The sequence below is a fragment of the Bradyrhizobium sp. CCGUVB23 genome, assembly GCF_024199885.1.
GTDB lineage: Bacteria > Pseudomonadota > Alphaproteobacteria > Rhizobiales > Xanthobacteraceae > Bradyrhizobium.
Genome location: NZ_JANADQ010000001.1, coordinates 7,672,762 through 7,691,440 on the forward strand (window position 1 = coordinate 7,672,762; position 18,679 = coordinate 7,691,440).

Here is an 18,679-nt window from a genome sequence, read left to right on the forward strand (position 1 = left end):
GGCGACGCGTTGCTTGCGAATGTGCTGGGCGGCGTTCATCATTTCCTGGGGCCGTTGTGGGGCGTCATCACGTTCCTGTTGCTGCAGGATGTGTTGAGCTCGTTCATCGAGAACTGGTGGCTGTTCTTCGCGCCGATCGTGATGGTGCTGGCGCTGTTCTCGCCGCATGGGTTGCACGGGCTCTATCAGCGGTTTTTCCGTCGACCGCGGTATACGCTGGTGAGCGACGGCATTCCGTCGCGGCCCACGTCGATCAGGCGCTACGATCCAGGTAGTTTCGATAAAGTGAAGATCGGGCCCATCCTCGAGGTGAGGAAGCTGTCGCGGAATTTCGGAGCGGTGGTGACCGCCAACGAGATCGATCTGCAGATAAATTCGCGTGGCCTGCACAGCCTCATCGGTCCCAATGGTGCAGGCAAGACGACGTTCTTTAACATGCTTTCCGGCGTGCTCTCGCCGAGCGCGGGCCGCGTATATTTCGAGGGACGCGACATCACGCGGACCTCGGTTCATCAACGAGCCCGAATGGGAATCGGACGATCATTCCAGATCGTTCGCATATTCCCCCGCTTGTCGGCGTTCGAAAACGTGAGGATTGCGGTACAGGTGGGTACGTCCGGCAGGTTCGTCTTCTGGAAGGATGCCTACGGGATCGAAGAGCTCAATCAGCGCACATGGACGCTGCTTGATACGGTCGGGCTGGCAGACCGGGCCGAGACGCTGTGCGAGAACCTCGCCCACGGTGAGCAGCGTCTGCTCGAAATCGCGGTGACGCTGGCGATCAAATCCAAGGTGCTGTTGCTGGATGAACCGCTTGCAGGCCTCGCCGAGCACGACCGTCAGATCATCACGGATCTGATCGTACGCCTCAGCAAGGAGCATGCAGTGTTCCTTGTCGAGCACGACATCGACCGTGTCTTGGCGATTTCCGATCGGATCACGGTTCTGCACAATGGCCGTCTCATTGCTGACGGCGCGCCGGCGGAAATAGCGCGGAATCCCGAAGTGATCGCGGCGTATCTGGGCAAGCAGCACAGTTTTGGCCGTCCGGGCGCAGCCGCAGGTCGAGTCGCCGCGGAGGAGGCCGGTGCGTCTTCAGCGCCGCTTCTCGACTTGTCCGGGCTGAGCGGCGGTTACGCGGGCAGCCGGATTCTCAACGGTATCAATCTGGAGGTAAGGGCGGGCGAGGTCGTCGCGATCCTCGGACGCAACGGTGTCGGCAAGACGACGACGCTACGCGCCATTCTCGGGTCCTGCGATGTAAGCTCCGGGGACATCCGTTTCGACGGGCAGTCGCTGGTTGGCATGCCGTCCCACGAGATAAATCGCAAGGGTGTTTCGATTGTCCCGGAGGGGCGCCGGCTGTTTCCGAATCTCACGGTCGCAGAAAATCTCCGGCTCGCTATGCGTCCGGGAGGGGAGCCGGTCGAAGAGGTCTACAAGCTATTCCCGAAGCTGCGCGAGCGGCGCGACGTGAAGGCGCAGTACCTGTCCGGCGGCGAGCGGCAGATGGTTGCGATCGGACGGGTGCTCATGGCTCCGAGCCGGCTCATCCTGCTCGACGAACCCTTCGAGGGACTGGCTCCCGCCGTGGTTGACGACATCATGGCGGCGATCATCAAACTCCGCTCGCGAGCCAGCCTCGTGCTCGTCGAGCATGATGCGTCGGCGATCCTCGACGTGGCGGATCGCGCCTACGTCCTGGTCAACGGCGGCGTCGTGTTCCAGGGCGCGGCCGCCGTGCTGGCCGCCGACCAAGCGTTGCAGGCCAAGTATCTCGGAATTGCGCATGAGGAGGTCGAACCAGCTCAAGGCCGGGTTCGCAAATTGTAACAACACAAGCAGAGGAAACGACATGGAAGATCAGGGGCGGAAATCAACACTGAATGGTGGCCGAATCTCACGCCGCACCTTGCTCGGAGCAGCGGCCGCGTCGGGCGGCGCCCTGACGTTTGGAGCACCATTCATCAGCAGGGCGCTCGCCGAGGAACCCGTGCGGATAGGCGTTGTCATCGCAAAGCAGGGCGCGTTCGTGCAGCAGGGCGCGGATCTCGCGGCCGGCCTCCAGCTGGCGTTGAGGGACTCGAACAACACCGTCATGGGCCGGAACATCGAGCTGACCTGGCTCGACGAGTCCGACCCGCAGAGCGCGACGCAGAACATCACCAAATTGATTCAGGACACCAAGGTCTCGATCGTGCTGGGTGGGACATCGAGCGCGAACACGCTCGCGATGGGTGCCGTCGCAAAACGAAGCCGCGTCCCGTTTATCGGGCTGAACGCGGCGGCGCGGGAAGTTACCGGCAAGGCATGTAACCGATTTATGTTCCGCGCTCCGGCATCAGTGCCGGTCTACGCGCGCGCGATGGCGCCGGAACTTCTTGCGGTCGGCAAGAAGTGGTATTTCCTGATCGCAAATTTCGCGTTCGGCGACGACGTGTTGTCGACCTACGGCGATATTCTGAAAGCGGCCGGCGGAACGATCGCGGGCGTCGACCGGGTGCCCGTCGAGACTACCGACATCAGCTCGTTCATCCTCAAGGTGAGGCAGGCCAAGCCCGACGTCCTCGTCAGCGGCCTTGCAAATGTCGGCCCGATCCTGAAGCAGCTGAAAGAATTCAACATGACTGGACAGGTAGCCGTTGCGGGCCCCGCCGTGAGCGACACCGATCTCTGGAGCGTGCCGCGCGAGGCGTTGACGGGTATCTATGGCAAGACCTGGTATTTCAACGATCCGTCGAATCCGCCCGAAGACAACCAGCTGGTCGAGTCCTACCGCAAGGTCAACAACAAGCCACCGACGGATCGTGTCTGGCTCGGCTGGTTCATGACCCGCTTTGCCTTGGCGGCAATGGAGCAGGCGAAGTCGACCGATGCCAACAAGCTCGTCGAGTCGCTCGAGAGCCTGAAGTTCAAGGTTGGGTCTTCGACGGTCTCGTTCAGGGAGTGGGATCACCAACTGATCCGCCGGCCCGTGATCGGTACCGCCCAGGCTAATCCCTCCGACCAGTGGGATACGCTCAAGATGAAGACACAGGCCGTCGTCAGCGCAGCCGAGCTGGATCAGCTGTTCGGTCCGAAGGACGAGATCGGCTGCGCAATGGAGACTCTCTGAGCTGGCGGACGGCCCCCGCAGGTCATCTGCGGGGCCGTTCTGACGGGAGATTGCCGAATGGGCCGCTTCGACAACAAGATAGTGCTGATCACCGGCGCTGCGCGCGGGCAGGGTGCCGAGGAGGCGCGCCTGCTCGTCGCGGAGGGAGCGCAGGTGGTGCTGGCCGACGTGCGTGAAGAGGAGGGGAGTGGCCTTGCTGCGAGTCTCGGATCACGTGCGGTGTTTCAACGTCTGGACGTGTCCGACGAGGCGAGCTGGCAGTCAGCGATCGATCGTTGCGAGAAATTGGGAGGTCTCAATGGTCTCGTCAACAATGCCGGCATTTACCGACCGGCCACGATCCAGGAGACAGGCGCCGCATTGATGCAGGCGCATTTCCGAGTGAACCAGCTCGGGGTCTTCCTTGGCATGAAGGCGGCGGCGTCGCTTTTGAAACGCTGCAACGGCGGATCGATCGTCAACATCTCATCGACGGCGGGACTGCAGGGAATCCCTAACGCCATTGCCTATGTCGGCACGAAGTGGGCCGTGCGACGGATGACAAAGGCCGCCGCGATTGAGCTCGCATCGTCCGACATCCGGGTTAACTCCGTACATCCCGGCCTGATCGATACCGAGATGCTGGGCGCACGGTCTCGCGAGGATCTGGAACGGAGGGCCGGGCTCATTCCGTTGAATAGAATGGGGACGGCAGCGGATGTCGCGCATCTCGTGCTGTTTCTGCTTTCCGATGAGAGCGCCTACATGTCTGGCGCCGAAATCTCGATGGACGGTGCGCTATCTCTCTAGGGCGGACCAACACTCAGGCGCGGGCGCACGGGGAGTCGACTTCAGTACTTGGTGGCGTCGATCGCTTCGACAGCCGGAAGATTGCGCAGCAGGACATTGAGGTATGCGACGAGGTCATCGACTTGGCTCTTGCTCAACCCTGTCAGCAGCGCGTCCTGTCGGGCGAGCGCCAGGCGAACGATCCGATCGTGCATGGCCATGCCCCTCGCCGTCAGCATGAACTCGAGATTTCGTCCGACTCCTTGCTGGCTCTTGATCAGTTTCTTGTCTTGAAGAACAGCCGCGCCCCGGCTGACACCAGCCTTGTCGGATCCCATCAACTGGCTCATCTGCGCGCCCGTTCCAGTCTCGTAAACAGCAAGGTAGGACAGTATCCGCCATTCGACGATATTGATGCCGAACTGTTTCCGATAAACTTGGGAGGCACTCCCCGCCAATTTATTCGAAAGCCAGAGCAACAAGCCAGGCACGTACTTCTCGAGATAGAGATGGTTATGCTTGCTGCTTGTCGTCCTGGTGGTCATGCACAGAGGTCTCTGGTTGCCAACGATCGGGTTGTCGATTTGAGCAACTATTGGCCGGTTAATTCGTCGACGGCAAGTGATCATTGGACGGTCGGCGAGCAAGTCGCGTCGATAGTCATCCAGGCGTGGACGAGCGAAGCAGCAGAAGCCGACAAACGGGCCACCGATGATGTGCTTCTTGAATCAGGAAGGGCGTGAAATCGGATTGTTCATCAAGATCTGCAACAGTGAATCCCAAGAGGAATAGAAGCCATGTCGTTCGACCCGGATTGTGCCGCGCTCGTCGCGCGTCTCCGCGAACTAAATCTCCCGCGTTACGAAACGATGACCCCGGTGCAGGCTCGCGAGGCAATGGCGGCAACGAGGAGGGCGGCTGCAATAGTCCCGCCAGCAATCGCGGAGGCCCGTGACATCGTTGCAGAGACGTCGGAAGGAAGCATACGCGCGCGACTGTATCGCCCGGGCAGCGACGCGGAACCGCGGCCCACACTGGTGTTTTTTCACGGCGGAGGATGGGTATTAGGCGATCTGGATTCACACGATATCTTGTGCCGTAAGCTATCGATCGCAGGCAAGGCCAACGTTATCGCATTTGATTATCGGCTTGCACCTGAGAGCCGGTTTCCAGCAGCCGTCAATGACGCAATTGCGGCGACAAAATGGGTGTTTGAAAATGCGTCAGCCCTGCGGCTTGATCTTCGCAGAATCGGAATCGGGGGCGACAGCGCGGGAGCTAACCTTGCGGCTACTACCGCTCATCAGCGTCGAGATGAAGGATTTCGGGACATTGCGTTCCAGTTGCTAATCTACCCGGCTGTCGAAATGAGCTTCAGCTTTCCATCGCATGGGCTGAATGCGCCCGGGCTTCCTGTACTGGGAAGCACAATGTTATGGTTTCGAGACTTCTATCTTAGTTCCGCGGAGGAGCAGAAGGACTGGCGCGCATCGCCTTTGCTTGCGAAGAGCTTTGTCGGTCTTCCCCCATCCTATGTAGTGACGGCAGGATTTGATCCGTTGGGAGACGAGGGGGCGGCCTATGTGACAAAGCTTTCCGATTCAGCTGTGCCCGTGTTTCATCGTCATTTTCCAGGACAGATCCATGGATTTATGACCATGGGCCCTCAGTTTCCCACGACCGAGGGCGCGCTCTTCGACATCGGAAGGTGGCTCCAGAGCTTTTAGTACCGCTCAAGTTCTTGAGGTCAACGTCGATGCCGGGTTTTACCCGTCGCGTGAGCCCGCTGGTCGGCACATTGCGGCCAAGGCGCCTGGGTCATTTCTGTTGGTCACATCACTTCACGCAGGCACGCCGCGCGATCTGCCGCATGATCCTCGCGACCGCTTTTCGACCGAAGCCCCTCGAAGTGCGGCAGGGTCAGACAACAGCCCGTCTTTGCGTATTGCCTCCGAGCACCAATGCTCGAGCCAGGCAGTCCAACGGTTCATCATCTCACGCTTCCGCGCGATTGCAGGATCGTTGCAGTAGAAATGGCCGGTCACATCATCCGGTTCTAGTCCTTCCGAATGATCAAGGATAAGTCGTGCTTCTGACCGCGCGAAACTTAGATCGCGCGGTCCGTACGTCGCGAAGGCGTAACGCCCGCCATGGGTGGAGCACGAAATGCCCGGCAACCGTTCGATCCAGCGATTTAGCAAGTTAACGCCGGCGGGAGCGTCGATCGTTCGATCTCGGTGGGGCAGGAGCCACGGCCGTCCGTCGGCCTTGGCCAACTCCGCAAGCCGATCGTGGGCTATCGCGCCGAACCCCACGAGAGGCACTAAGTGGCTTCGCGATCCCTTTTTGCGAGTTTTTCTGAAGAACGGCGGCACGAACCAGGCCCGTTCGTCCGGGGCCTCTTCAAACGTAAAGATGCGGCGGCGATCTGCCCCGATGGTCTGACGCCGACGCTGCACGGATGCGAGCAGCAGCTGAAATCCCAGGCTGACGGGCTCAGGCAAGACGCCTGACCTGGATATCGCCAAGAGCCGACCGATTTCGATTTCCGGCGGGGCCTTTCCGCGGAGCTCGCTTTGGGGGTCGAAGGCTATCCCCGGAGCACCGAATTCGGAGCGCGGGCGGGGAGGGGGTCTGAGGTCCGCGATTGACACGGTAACGCCCGTCTCTCGGACCCGGGCTGGGTCCCTCAACCATCCGTAAAATGACTTGAGCGAGCGCAGGCTGCCACAGCCCATGTCATAGGCTCGTTTGCAGGTCGTGTTGACGGCTTCCGCTATTTCCTCTCGTGTGATCGCCGCGACCGGCCGGCCACGGAAGCGGTTCAATTCGAGCGTCTGGAGTTTGGAGGCATAGTCCTTTCTGGTGGCCGGCCGATGGGTCGCCGCTTCGGGCTTTTTGGGATCGTAGAGGACGTCCAAGAAGCTCGCCACCGCGGCCTCCCACCTCATCTCGGGTCGTCGGGGCCGGGCCGACGAAGCCGAAGGCGCGGTCCGTCCTGTGAGACGGTCCAGGAAGGGCTCAGGGAATATGCCTCTCCGGGCTTGCTCCTTCGCCTCCAACGCCCAGTTTCTGGCGGTCTGAAGGACAATTCCCTCGTGGTCGCGTTCGGCCACGGCACCCAGATCCCAGCGGCGTTGCTGGTTTCCCCAACGCAGCCTCAAGGACCATCGGCAGCCCGATTTTCCTACCCGAAGTGCCAGCCCGCGCACCGCGGCATCGAGCAGATCGTATCTGCTTTTGCCAGCACGGTGATCACGCAGCGCCTTGCGGACGTGCTCGACGGTTAGAACAACGGCCATCACCAAAATCTCCGTGGGTCACTTCGGCATTCTGTGGGTCACTTTGGGTCACTTGAAGCGGAACGCGCTCACGTTCGGATTTCCAGAGTGGAATCCGCTGCTTGTAGCTCTTCGTTTCCTGGAACGCAAATCCGGGAGGGCAGTGAATCGGAATTAACTGCTCTATTTTGTTAATGAATTGGCTGCTGTGAGTGCTATTAAAGAGGTCTGGGGAGCGTCCGGATGCCCGCCAGCAGTGCCTCGCTTGCCCGCGTCATCAAGGCCTCTCCGGTACAAAGGGAGCTGACTGTAAATCAGCCGCCTCATGGCTTCGCAGGTTCGAGTCCTGCCTCCCCCACCATCTTGATTTTGCTAAAGCGGGATGGGGTTAGGTTGAATCGATTTGGGATTCCCAAATCAGGCTGTTTCTGATTCACCATGCTGGCTGGGCGGAGGCCAGCATGGATGGGCAAGCCTTATTCTCTGGATCTTCGCAAGCGTGTCGTGGCCGCGATCGAGGGCGGGATGTCCCGCAATCAGGCAGCCAAGCAGTTTGGGGTCGCGATCAGCACGGCAATTGGCTGGATGAAGCGGGTCGATGAGACCGGCAGCGTTGCTCCGGGCCAGATGGGCGGTCACAAGCCGAAGGCGGTTTCGGGAGACCACGCGGTCTGGCTGTCGCAACGGATCAAGGACGGCGATTTCACCATACGCGGGCTCGTTGCCGAGCTTGCCGGACGCGGTCTGAAGATCGACTACCACTCGGTGTGGGACTTCGTGCATGCCGAGAAGCTCAGCTTCAAAAAAAAGCGTGGCGGCTGGCGAACGCGATCGTCCCGAGGTCGCGCGGCGGCGAGCCCAGTGGGCAAAGTATCAAGGTCGCGTCGAAGCTGAGCGGCTGGTCTTTATCGACGAGACCTGGACCAGGACCGACATGGCTCCGCTGCGGGGATGGGCCCCACGCGGGCACAGACTTCCGGCCAAGGTTCCTCACGGACGCTGGAAGACCATGACCTTCCTGGCCGCCTTGCGCCATGACCGGATCGATGCGCCATGGTTCATCGAGGGACCAATCGATGGCGTAAGCTTTCGGACTTATGTCGAGAAGGTTCTTCTGCCGACCCTTCGCCCTGGCGATATCGTGGTCATGGACAATCTCGGCAGCCACAAAAGCAAGCTCGTGCGCCAGCTCATTCGTAAGCGTCGTTCTCAGGCCACGGCTTTGAGGGCTTGAGCGCGGTAGGCCCAGGGCAGTAGCTGGTCGATGTCGCGGTTTGGATGCCCGTTGACGATCCTGGTCAGGACATCGGTGAGATAGGCGAGCGGATCGACGTCGTTGATCTTGCAGGTCTCGACCAGGGACGCGACGACAGCCCAGTGCTCGGCACCACCGTCGGATCCAGCAAATAGTGCGTTTTTGCGACTGAGCTTGATGCCACGGATTGATCGTTCGACGGTATTGTTGTCGAGTTCGATGCGGCCGTCATCGATGAAGCGAGTTAAGCCTTGCCAGCGCGAGAGGGCGTAGCGGATGGCGTCGGCGAGCTTGATCTTCTGGCTGATGAGAGCCAGCTTGGCGCGCAGCCATACCTCGAAGGCATCAGCCAGTGGTCGGCTCTTCTGCTGCCGCACGAGGCGACGTTCCTCCGCGCTGCGGCCGCGGATCTCCTTCTCGATCCCATAGAATGCGGCGATGTGCTTCAGCGCGTCGCTCGCGATCGGAGCGGGGCCGGCTGTCGCGAGTTCGTAGAAGTTGCGCCGCATGTGCGCCCAGCAGAAGGCGAGCTCGACCTCGCCACGTTCGGCAAGCTTTGGGTAGGCGTTGTAGCCATCGACCTGCAGGACGCCCTTGAAGCCGGCAAGATGGCTGAACAGCCGCTCGGCTTTGCGGTCGGGTGCATAGACATAGGCGATGCCTGGCGGATCGAGACCGCCCCAGGGCCTGTCGTCGGCGGCATAGGCCCAGAGCTGGCCGGTTTTGGTGCGGCCCCGGCCTGGATCGAGCACCGGCACCGTCGTCTCGTCGGCGAACAGCTTGGACCTCGCGCGAAGCACCGTGAGAAGGCGCTCATGCAGCGGGCGCAGATGGAAGGCGGCATGCCCCACCCAGTCCGCCAGTGTCGATCGATCGAGAGCGATGCCCTGGCGGGCATAGATCTGGGCCTGCCGGTAGAGCGGCAGATGATCGGCATATTTGGACACCAGAACCTGGGCGACGGTTGCCTCCGTCGGCAGTCCGCCCTCGATCAAGCGGGCCGGAGCCTCGGCCTGCATGACGCCATCTTCGCAGGCTCGGCAGGCGTATTTGGGACGTCGGGTGACGACAACGCGGAACTGCGCCGGCACCATGTCCAGCCGCTCGCTCTTGTCTTCGCCGATCTGGTGCAGGTCGCCCTTGCAGCAGGGGCAGGTCTTGGCGTCGAGGTCGACCACGACCTCGATCCGCGGCAGATGCGCCGGTAGTGCTCCGCGATTGTTGCGGCGCTTGCGTGCGCGCTCCGCTCGCCCTTCCGGTGCTGTCTCGTCCTGGCTGGCTTCCGTATAGGCCGCAACCTGTTGGACGTCCTCGAGACCGAGCAGCATCTGCTCCTCGGGAAGCGACTCTGCCTTCCGGCCAAAGCGATGACGCTGCAGCTCTTTGATGATCTGGCGCAGCCGCTCGCTCTCGTGCCGCTCGGCCAGCAGCATCGCCTTCAGCGTCTCGGGATCATCAGGAAGGTTATCGCTCACAGGCAAATCAGAGCATATTCGCGCTCGCCTGACGACGTGCTCGATGCCCCTGATTCACTTCGCCGCAGCGCGGCCCACAACTATCCGGCTTGCGTCGGGACGACCGTCTCCCGTGCCGCGTGGACACGCCGCCAATCGAGCCCTTCGAGCAGCGCCGACAATTCCACCGCCGACAAACGCATCACGCCATCCTCGATCTTCGGCCAGCGGAAGACGCCTTCCTCGAGCCGCTTGGCGAACAGGCACAAACCCGTACCGTCCCAGAAGATCAGCTTGATCCGGTCCGCCCGCTTGGCACGGAACACATAAACAGCACCCGAGAACGGATCGGCCTTCATGTGCTCGCGTACAAGCATCGCAAGCCCCTCCATTCCCTTGCGGAAGTCGACCGGCTTGGTTGCCACCATTACCCGGACAGTTCCGGACGGGCCGATCACCGGCTTGCCTTCAGCGCATGGACGATGGCCGCAATCATCGCCACGTCCGCACCGCGGCCGACCCGGATAGTGACGCCTTCGGCTTCGATCTCGATGCCCCCGGCATCGCAAGGGCGAGCCCGGACATCCGGCTTGGCCTTGCGTCGCGCTGTCTTGCGCTCATGGCCAACAGCCACGGCCGGTACCATGGCGTCTACCACCGCCGGTACAAACGGCGGATCGTCAGCCATCGGCGTCGGCAACCGGCGTGCTTGCCGGCGCCAGGTGAACACTTGTTGTGGGGTCAGCCCGTGTCGTCGGGCAATCTCGGAAACGACCGCGCCTGGTACCAGCGTCTCCTCGACGATCCGGGCCTTGTCGTCCTTCGAGAACCAACGACGGCGTCCCGTCTCCGTGATCACTTCCAGCCGGCGCGCCGTCACGTCCGACTTAAGCGTATGGTCAAGCATAGACACAGGCCGATCCCTTTAAAGAGATCGTGAAACTCGCCTATCCCATGTGCCGCGAGAAGGTGGGAGCGGAACGACGCTTACGCTCATTCGCTCATTCGCTCCGCCGGCGCCAAACTGTTCTTCCTGCCAAAATACTCGCCCGACCTGAACCCGATCGAACAGGTCTTTGCCAAGCTCAAACATCTGCTCCGAAAGGCCGCCGCCCGAACCGTCGATACGGTCTGCGCCGCCATCGGTGAAGTTCTGACGGCATTCACCCCTGGAGAATGCGCGAACTACCTCGAAAATTCAGGCTATCGAACCTAATGCCATCACGCTTTAGTAAATTTGCGAATCAAACGAGCTTCGGCGAGCGACCACCCTCCGATCAGGTGTAACGCTGGTGGTAACAGTCCCCGTTCGTACGGTTGAAACCATCGCCGTGGTCCGCGAGGTATCGTGGCGTCATGCCGCCTCCAAACGCTGCAATGGACGCTATTTCATCGTCGCGTGCACAGTGATTACCGACGTGCCAGAAGCCGTCGGCCCCTGACCCGTTGCTTTGATGGCAAAACTATCGCTCCCCTTATATTTGGCCTTCGCCTTGTATTCGAACGTAGACGGGTTGAGCCTTTTCAGCTTGCCGTGTGACGGCTTTTGAGAGATGTCCGAGCCACTTACCGTGCCGCGCATTCTGATTGGAAATTGGCAACTTCCCCCGGACGTGAGGTCAATGTCGGCGGTCGAATTCTCGCCCCAATCCGTCAGTGTCCCGGAAACTGAACATTCAGGAGCGGCCTGCGCCGAAGACACGGACAGTATGCTTAGACAGTCAACGATAAGCGCTAAAGCGGCGACCTTAGACAACTGCATGGTAGGCTTCTCCGCAGCGTTGTCAGATTACGGGCGTCACCCCTCCGGTATCCCGGCTAGGCGCATACCCTCACAGATGCGCTCCCGCCCAGTAAGGTAAGTTGGATTGTCGCTTAGCCGGGTTGCAGTGATGCGCCGAATAGTAAAGTCTGGGTCGAGCGCAAGTCCTGCTCTCACGGCGGCTCGCGCTTCATCGAGGGCACCAAGCAAGCTTAGCGTAGCAGCGAGCAAAAAATGCCCGAAAGCAAAATTGCGATTGGCTTCAACGGTTCGTCGTAGCCAGACTGCGGCTTCGGCGTCTAGACCGAGTTGTAACTTGGCTATCGCCACAGAACTCGTCCACAAGTAGACAGTTTTGTCGCGGGGAGATAGGCGGAGGGCTTCAAGCATATGGCCTTCTGTCTCGGCGGCCCGACCCATATAGTATTTGGCCAAACCAATAAAACCATGAGCACAGGCGGCGTTGTGATCGAGCCGCAACGCCTCTTCGCATTCGGAAACCCCTTGCGTAACACGGTCCGTATAGATGTAGACGCCACCCAGCACCCAATGAGCCGTTGCATGGTTAGGATAAATCGACAAGGCGTCGTTCGCCATTTCTTCGGCGGCTAAGAACCGTGCGATCCGGTCCTCGCTCAGCAAGCCAGCCGCAGTTAGAAGATCGACCATTGCCATTCCGACCAGCGCCGAGACACTTCGGGTATCGACTGCCAAAGCACGTTTGAAAAAGTGGCGCGCTGTGCTCATGTTCTTGGCGGTAATCCCCTTGTAAATGTAGGCTTGGCCTTGAAAATTCAGGTCCATTGCATCGGGGTGTATCGAGCGCTGTGACCTCCGCGCCTCTACCGCAATTAGTTCGCCTTTCAGTGTGTTCGCAAGCCGCGATACAATCTCGTCCTGCATGTCGAATAGATCGCCAATAGGTTTGTCAAAACGATCGGCCCAAAGATGCGTGCCCGTTTCCGTGTCTACCAACTGGACATTTACGCGCAGTCGACTGTCGCCACGCTGCACAGAGCCTTCTAGAGCGTAGCGGACATTCAATTCGTGACCGATCTGTTTAAGATCAACCGATTTGCCCTTGTATGTAAAAGCGGTGTGTCGACCGATCACAAATGAGCGTGCGATGCGTGACAGGTCCGTAGTAAGGCTCTCCGTCACACCATCGACGAAGTAGTCTTGCTCGGGATCGCCACTGACGTTGGCGAAGGGCAGCACAACAATTGAAAGACGAGGTGGCGGAAGCGGGCCCGGCCTGATGCCGTCAACCTGTGTCGTCGGGCTGCGCCCATCCAGGACCGCTGCATAGGCGCGGATCGGGCGGGTTATATTTTTGAGATTCTGCTCACCCAGATCAACAAACTCAGCGCTGATCTTGCCTCGGATATGGTCGTAAGCAGAGGACGAGATGCAAATGCCTCCGGGTTCTGCGATGCTTTCAAGCCGCGCCGCAATATTTACATCGTCGCCAAAAACGTCGTGCGGCTCGATAATCACGTCGCCAACATTGATGCCGACACGGAAAGCTATCCGCCTGTCTTCCGCATCGGCGGTTGTAAGTTCTCCGATGCGGCTTTGGAATTGGACAGCGGCGCGAACGGCCTCGACCGCGCTTGGAAACTCCGCCAAGAACCCGTCACCCGTATTCTTCACGATGCGACCGCCGTGTGCGGAGATTGCGGGTATGACACCGTCCGCGAGGAGCGTTGTCAGTTTGGCATGCGTGGCTTCTTCGTCATGATGCATTAGCCGCGAATAGCCCGCCACGTCAGCGGCCAATATCGCCGCCAACCGACGTTCAACTCGGATGGGCGGCTCTTGCACCATGGCATGCAATCCAACCCAGGGCTCACTCTACGGCGGATCAGAGGGGAGTGCCAAACTTGCCACTCGCGCAGCCATCATGCCGATCCGTAGGAAGAGGTCAAAAAAATATTGGTCTCAAATCGAAATTTTTTCCCCGTCAAGATCAGAGTCCGGCGGCGGTCGTCCTGGCAATATCCTGTTCCGGGTGTCCAGCCGGGGCGCGGACGCAATTGCTTGCGGACGCGGCCGGCACAACAAAGCCGATCCCGCATGAGATCGCCAAGTTGACCTCAAGCCAGGTGGGGACGCACAGGGGCGGCTATTTCAGCTTCCAGCCGCTCTGGGACTGGATCACCGAAGCGGAGCCGGATCTGTTCAACTGACACCTGTTCCCTCCGCGCGTCGGTCCAGATGCGCGGCCAGCTCCGCGCACTGGGATGTCGGTCGCAGACCCTGTCGGGCGTCCGAGCGCGACGCCATCATACGACGCAATCATGGATGGCGCGGGCCGAGGGTCATCCTCGCGGAGTAGCGGCCGGAGCGTACGCCTCGGCGAGGAACTGACTGACGGCATCGAAGGCCTGCAGGCGGTTCTTTTCGAGGAGCACCATGTGCGTGCCTTCGCCGATTTCCACCCATCGCCGATATGGCGCCCGCTTGAGCGAGAGGAAGAAGTCCTGGGTTGAAGCCATGGTCACGTCCCGGTCCCATTCCGCGTGGACGAGGAGCACTGGGACGCGAATATCGCTCGCGTCATAGAACGCTTTGCCGGCAGCCCAGTAGTCGCGGATATCCTGGATGGGACCGTTCACCGCGCGCATCACGCGGGGGCGTTCGGCATTACCCTGCGCATCCGTTGCGAGTGAGGCCTCCGCCCAGCGCTCGAACCAGCCTTCCGGGACAAGGCTCTCACGCGCGGCCTCCGGCGCAGCCGCAAGCCAGCGCTCCCTGAAATCCAGCACAGGGACCTTGCGATAGGCGCCGAGGGCACCTCCAGAATCGATCGGAGCAGGGGTTTTCAGCAGCCACAGCGGCGCAATCAGCGCGAGCTTCAGGACCTTGCCGTTGTTGCTAGCGGTGTAGGCACCGGCCACCGAGCCGCCCCAGGACATGGCGACGAGATTGAGGCGCGGGATGCCGCGGCGCTTGAGGATGTGCTCGACCGCACTGGTGAGGTCGCGCACGGCGACATCGGTGCGAACAAGGGGCTCGGAGTCCTGCGCCGGTGCGTTCATCTCCGGCGGCCGGGTCGATCCGCCATAACCGCGTACGTCGAGTGCAAAGACGTCGTAGCCCTGCACGGCGAGATGATCCATGAAGGAGCGGCCGCCAAGCGAAAGGCCGTCCCCAGCCCTTGCTTATTCTTCAGCGCCAGGGATGCTTTCTTGTCCACAGTGTGAATTGCGACACAGCGCATCATTGGGAATCGCCGTACGCTTTGGGTGCGCCTTCATGGCGTCTTACTCTCCCTTAGCCTTGAGCCCGTCGCCAATGGCGGGCTTTCTTTAGTGCCAGTGTCCGATTGGAATGCATGGGGCTTGCAAAGCTCGCTTAGCAGGGGGATAGAAAATGTCGGGCCTAAGCACGGATGTGCAATGACCCATTACCGTCTCCACATTCTGGATGAACGCGGCAACCTGGTCGGTGCGGTAGAGTTTGAATGCGCCAACGACGCTACGGCAAAACGGAAGGCCCAAACGGTGTCGGCTGGCACCCCGTGGGAGCTTTGGCGGCGCATTAACGGCGGTCTAGAGACTAAAACTGGAGCGGGCACACATAGCGCTAACGACTAACGAAGAGGCGATCGGATCTATTTGACACGATGATGGCTTGCGGCCCAAGGCCGGCGGCTAGCGACCGCTGGACGCGCTCGGCCTGGTCTTTCGTCAGATTGACCGCTGGAGCTAGATTAGCCCCGACTAATGCGGGCCCTTTACGTTGTCGATCGTAGACCATCCAGCCCTGAGAGGCCTGCCGCACCATAAATCTCGGCGCAGACGGTAGGTTATCGCTCATGTTCTTGCCCTTTTGTTCTTACCTTGCGCATGTGTGCGTGCGCCATGGAGCAACAAGAAATCAGGCTGCCGGGCTCGAAATGCCACGGGTCCCCGCAGCGATCTAATCTCCAACTGGGCACTGAAATCCCAGTTGGGTTTAATATGCAACGGTCATGCCACGGTCTTGTGACAGTGTCGGGAGTTGCGAAGGCCCGCCGGTTCACGCTGGCGGGCCTGATTTCCGTTCTTTCAGCTGAGGCTTACAGGTCAGAACCCACAGGCTGCATATTGGGTTCTGACCAGCCGAAAGTGTGAGCCAACTTGTACGAAGTCCACATCGAGACACTGATTGCCTCGTCGGAAGCCATCACGGAGACCGTCGCACCGAAGGTATTCAAGATTGATGCGCCAGCGGTGTTCGCTCGGTAGGTAGGTCGCGAAGTCGTGCTGGGCTTGAGGCGGCCCGTTGCAGATCTCTGCGATGTATTGGCGAACGTCGGCAGGCAAGACGTCTATGTGCTCGTGATTCCAAGGAGGGTCTGAATTAGAGCCACTTCCTTTGGCAAGCGCCGGGCAGGCGCTCAACGGCAAAATGCAAAGAGCCATTAACAGGGGTCTGACTGCCATCCGACCCTCCGGCTAAGGAAGCGGGTGATCTTATGGTGACAAACTGACGTGGGCCTTACGGAGCCGGGGGCTTCGGGGGTATCCGGATCCGAAAAAGGCCCGCCTTTTCTTTCGCATCCTCCGGCCAAAGCCTTCCATCATTGATATGCAGGTGCGCTTCAGCGACGATGAGGTCGAGCTACTTCGCGCCGTTCAGACGGTCATTCTCCGCTCTTCGGTTCGGACTTGTCGAGAAAATGCAAGGCAGTATTGATCTGCTCAAGCTGACCTTCGATTTTTTCTCGCTCGTCAACGGCGCTAGTCTTTCCAAGCTGATCAACAAGCGCCTGCTTCCGTGAAAGCAAATTCTTTATGACTGTTGTCACCATTCCCCGCTTTCATGAATGTAGTTGAAAAGGCCGCAGGCCTACCCCTTCCTGCGGCCATCCGGGAAAATTGACCGTCGATAAATTGCGACTTCCAGCCCCGGCTAACGAGGATGATTCCAGAAGTCGGCGGTGTCGTTGAGTCTGGAAAGTCTGTTCCCGGGCGGAACATCGTGAGTGTGGCGTCGACGCGACAGCGCAAAGCGGGAAGTCATTGGAACCGGGAAAGCTAGGGCGGCCAATATCCGCCTCGAGTCCAAAATAAAAGGACCCTTTAGCTCCGAGTGGGTCTCAAGATCGACTTAAGGATTTTCAGAGATACCAGCCAGCCGGGCAAGATTTGTTTGCGGGGGACTCGGGGTGGTCATCGAATTGAGACAACTGCTGTTGCGCGGAGCAATTAGCCTCACGGTATGCGTGTTGGTCGCGGCCTTCGTTGCTGGCTTGTTGTCAGTGCTGGCCGACTATCTCGGGCCGAGTGCACAAGCCACCGAGGCATGCAAGCCGAGCCATTGCGTACCGAAGGCTAAGGGTGGTGCTCCGAACCTAACCCCATCGAGATCGCGGACGACCCATTAGACCAGCTGACAGATCATAGCGGCCATGGAGCGCACTCAAATACCTGCACTGACTGCAATCGCGCAATCAAGTACGCATCGCGTCAATCACGTGGGCAACGAGAACCGCCACGCTTAAGGCAACGACAAGAGCGAAGATCCAGGCGAGCAAAACATCCACCTCCTCACGGGAGTGAACGCGCTCATTCCTGCACAGTCAAAAACATCCTCAAGGAACCGTCGTTTCCGCGTTCGGTTGAGGACTAGTGGCAACAAATGTGTCCGCTGTCGGCCTTATCGGCAGAATGCCAAAAAGAGAAGCATAGCGACCAGGCAGGCGGCGAGGGATAACAAATAAACGCCCACAGCTAACCCCCGACTCATCATGCAGAGATTAGATGGCATTTTTGGCTTTCAAATGCCTTTTGCCAGTTTTTCCCAGGGAATGCGGCAATGGCTGGGAACACCGCGTCCGCGTCAGCCAATCGCTTGTCCCTTCGGGCATTCAATGGAGTGGCAGTAGAGAGGGAACGGCCCCAGCGCGCGAGGCGAAGCTTTTTCGCAGGGCGAAGGCGGGCGCAGGCCAAGCCATCTCGCGCTCACTCATCCCTCCATCTCCTCCAGCGCGCGCCGCAGGACCTCGACCAGATCGAGCGCCACCGGCGAGGGGCTGCGCTGGGCAGGAAAGACGGCGGAGAATTCGAAGTCGATGCGTGGCAGGAAGCGGCGCACGATGACGCCGCGGGTCGAGAACTCCTGCGCCGTGAAGGGATCGCAGATCGCAACTCCAAGTCCCGACGACACCATTCCGCACATGATCTCCGAAAGCGTGGTCTCGACGCGCAGCACGCGGCGGACGTCGTTGCGGTGGAAGACCTGGTCGACGAGATGCCGGCTCGCAGATCCCGCCGAGAGCGATATGAACGTCTCGCCCTCGAAATCGCGCGGCTCCAGCACTTCCTTTTCTGCGAGACGATGCCCGGCCGGCAGCACCGCGACGCGCGCCAGCGGCGGCAGCCGCAGACTTGGCAGGCCGGAATGGGCAATCGGCACCTCGGCAAAACCGATGTCGCACTGATTGTTCAGCACCCAGTCGACCACGATCGGCGAGATCACGCCGAAGAAGGCGAGGTTGAGGTTGGGCCGCTCTTTCAGGAAATGCCCGGCGAGCCGCGGCAGGTAACCGTTCGCGAGCGCCGGCAACGCGGCAATCCGCAATGAGCCGGTGCGGCGGCCGCGGATTTCCTCGGCGGAGGCAGTGATACGTTCGAGGCCGACGAAGGACCGCTCCACTTCGGTATAGAGCGCCGTTGCGGCTGCGGTCGGCACGAGCCCCGTGCCGCGCCGCTCGAACAGCTCCATCTTCAAGAGCGCCTGGAAGTCGCGGAGTAGCCGGCTGACCGCCGGCTGCGTCACGACCATCAACTTCGCGGCCTCGGTCACGCTGCCGGTCAGCATCATCGCGCGGAAGGCTTCCACCTGCCGCGAATTGATCCGCGCCATTCCGTATGCTCTTCATAACATTTCGGCATGCAGAGGGTGCCATTATTCATTGGACGATGGAAGTATAGCTCTGCGATCTTTTTCATCAGCGCTGGAGACAGCCCGCTTTTTCGGCAGATCGGGGCCTAAAAGCCTGCCGATCGCATCAAAACCCGTGAGCAGGGGCCGGAGCCCTGGTCGGAGCGGGAT

General features: G+C 60.3%; 15 protein-coding genes and 2 pseudogenes. 7 read left to right on the forward strand and 10 right to left on the reverse strand.

Translation table 11 applies throughout. The annotated features are described in order from the left end of the window. Nucleotides 1-9: 9 nt before the first annotated feature. From NLN62_RS35695 to NLN62_RS35705, 3 genes are all read left to right on the forward strand, one after another. The gene (locus NLN62_RS35695; protein WP_254111913.1) at nt 10-1,833 is read left to right on the forward strand and encodes an ATP-binding cassette domain-containing protein; all 1,824 of its coding nucleotides are present in this window, start codon (nt 10-12) and stop codon (nt 1,831-1,833) included. Between the two features lie 160 nt (nt 1,834-1,993). Continuing rightward, nucleotides 1,994-3,115, forward strand: a complete 1,122-nt coding sequence (locus tag NLN62_RS35700) for an ABC transporter substrate-binding protein (RefSeq protein WP_254111914.1) — start codon at nt 1,994-1,996, stop codon at nt 3,113-3,115. Nucleotides 3,116-3,172: 57 nt separating this feature from the next. Then, nucleotides 3,173-3,904 carry an SDR family NAD(P)-dependent oxidoreductase gene (locus NLN62_RS35705; protein WP_254111915.1) on the forward strand — a complete coding sequence of 244 codons (732 nt, stop codon included), beginning with the start codon at nt 3,173-3,175 and terminating at the stop codon, nt 3,902-3,904. Between the two features lie 41 nt (nt 3,905-3,945). Here NLN62_RS35705 and NLN62_RS35710 read toward each other — a convergent pair whose 3' ends face one another. After that, entirely contained in the window at nt 3,946-4,428 is a 483-nt protein-coding gene (locus NLN62_RS35710) for a MarR family winged helix-turn-helix transcriptional regulator (RefSeq protein WP_254111916.1), read from the reverse strand. Nucleotides 4,429-4,680: 252 nt separating this feature from the next. Here NLN62_RS35710 and NLN62_RS35715 point away from each other — a divergent pair, with 252 nt between their 5' ends. Then, nucleotides 4,681-5,610, forward strand: coding sequence for an alpha/beta hydrolase (locus NLN62_RS35715; RefSeq protein WP_254111917.1), 930 nt, complete (start codon nt 4,681-4,683; stop codon nt 5,608-5,610). A gap of 114 nt (nt 5,611-5,724) precedes the next feature. Here NLN62_RS35715 and NLN62_RS35725 read toward each other — a convergent pair whose 3' ends face one another. After that, nucleotides 5,725-7,185, reverse strand: coding sequence for an integrase family protein (locus NLN62_RS35725; protein WP_254111918.1), 1,461 nt, complete (start codon nt 7,183-7,185; stop codon nt 5,725-5,727). A 444-nt stretch (nt 7,186-7,629) separates the two neighbouring features. Here NLN62_RS35725 and NLN62_RS35730 point away from each other — a divergent pair. Next, nucleotides 7,630-8,365: pseudogene (locus NLN62_RS35730) on the forward strand (IS630 family transposase); the annotation flags it as partial. Between the two features lie 8 nt (nt 8,366-8,373). Here NLN62_RS35730 and NLN62_RS35735 read toward each other — a convergent pair. From NLN62_RS35735 to NLN62_RS35745, 3 genes are all read right to left on the reverse strand, one after another. Beyond that, entirely contained in the window at nt 8,374-9,852 is a 1,479-nt protein-coding gene (locus tag NLN62_RS35735) for an IS66 family transposase (RefSeq protein ID WP_254113322.1), read from the reverse strand. A 122-nt stretch (nt 9,853-9,974) separates the two neighbouring features. After that, nucleotides 9,975-10,331, reverse strand: a complete 357-nt coding sequence (tnpB, locus tag NLN62_RS35740) for an IS66 family insertion sequence element accessory protein TnpB (RefSeq protein ID WP_254107233.1) — start codon at nt 10,329-10,331, stop codon at nt 9,975-9,977. Then, complete coding sequence (locus NLN62_RS35745; protein ID WP_254113323.1) at nt 10,328-10,780, reverse strand: transposase; 453 nt, start codon at nt 10,778-10,780, stop codon at nt 10,328-10,330. Before NLN62_RS35745 ends, tnpB begins: the two co-directional genes overlap by 4 nt. Before the next feature lie 96 nt (nt 10,781-10,876). Between NLN62_RS35745 and NLN62_RS35750 the strand changes: the two are divergent. Beyond that, nucleotides 10,877-11,089: pseudogene (locus NLN62_RS35750) on the forward strand (transposase); the annotation flags it as partial. A gap of 168 nt (nt 11,090-11,257) precedes the next feature. Here NLN62_RS35750 and NLN62_RS35755 read toward each other — a convergent pair. Both NLN62_RS35755 and NLN62_RS35760 read right to left on the reverse strand, forming a co-directional pair. After that, on the reverse strand, nt 11,258-11,635 hold the full coding sequence (locus tag NLN62_RS35755) for a hypothetical protein (RefSeq protein ID WP_254111919.1): 378 nt from the start codon (nt 11,633-11,635) through the stop codon (nt 11,258-11,260). 36 nt (nt 11,636-11,671) lie between these two features. Beyond that, nucleotides 11,672-13,462, reverse strand: a complete 1,791-nt coding sequence (locus NLN62_RS35760) for an adenylate/guanylate cyclase domain-containing protein (protein WP_254111920.1) — start codon at nt 13,460-13,462, stop codon at nt 11,672-11,674. Nucleotides 13,463-13,671: 209 nt separating this feature from the next. Here NLN62_RS35760 and NLN62_RS35765 point away from each other — a divergent pair, with 209 nt between their 5' ends. After that, the gene (locus tag NLN62_RS35765) at nt 13,672-13,824 is read left to right on the forward strand and encodes a hypothetical protein (protein ID WP_254111921.1); all 153 of its coding nucleotides are present in this window, start codon (nt 13,672-13,674) and stop codon (nt 13,822-13,824) included. Nucleotides 13,825-13,956: 132 nt separating this feature from the next. On the opposite strand, the gene NLN62_RS35770 is transcribed toward NLN62_RS35765, so the two are convergent. The 3 genes from NLN62_RS35770 to NLN62_RS35780 form a co-directional block, all read right to left on the reverse strand. Then, the gene (locus NLN62_RS35770; protein ID WP_254111922.1) at nt 13,957-14,757 is read right to left on the reverse strand and encodes an alpha/beta hydrolase; all 801 of its coding nucleotides are present in this window, start codon (nt 14,755-14,757) and stop codon (nt 13,957-13,959) included. A gap of 1,508 nt (nt 14,758-16,265) precedes the next feature. Further along, nucleotides 16,266-16,433 (reverse strand): hypothetical protein, encoded by a 168-nt coding sequence (locus NLN62_RS35775; RefSeq protein ID WP_254111923.1) that lies wholly within the window; start codon nt 16,431-16,433, stop codon nt 16,266-16,268. Between the two features lie 1,157 nt (nt 16,434-17,590). Beyond that, nucleotides 17,591-18,490, reverse strand: a complete 900-nt coding sequence (locus tag NLN62_RS35780; protein WP_254111924.1) for a LysR substrate-binding domain-containing protein — start codon at nt 18,488-18,490, stop codon at nt 17,591-17,593. Nucleotides 18,491-18,679 lie beyond the last annotated feature (189 nt).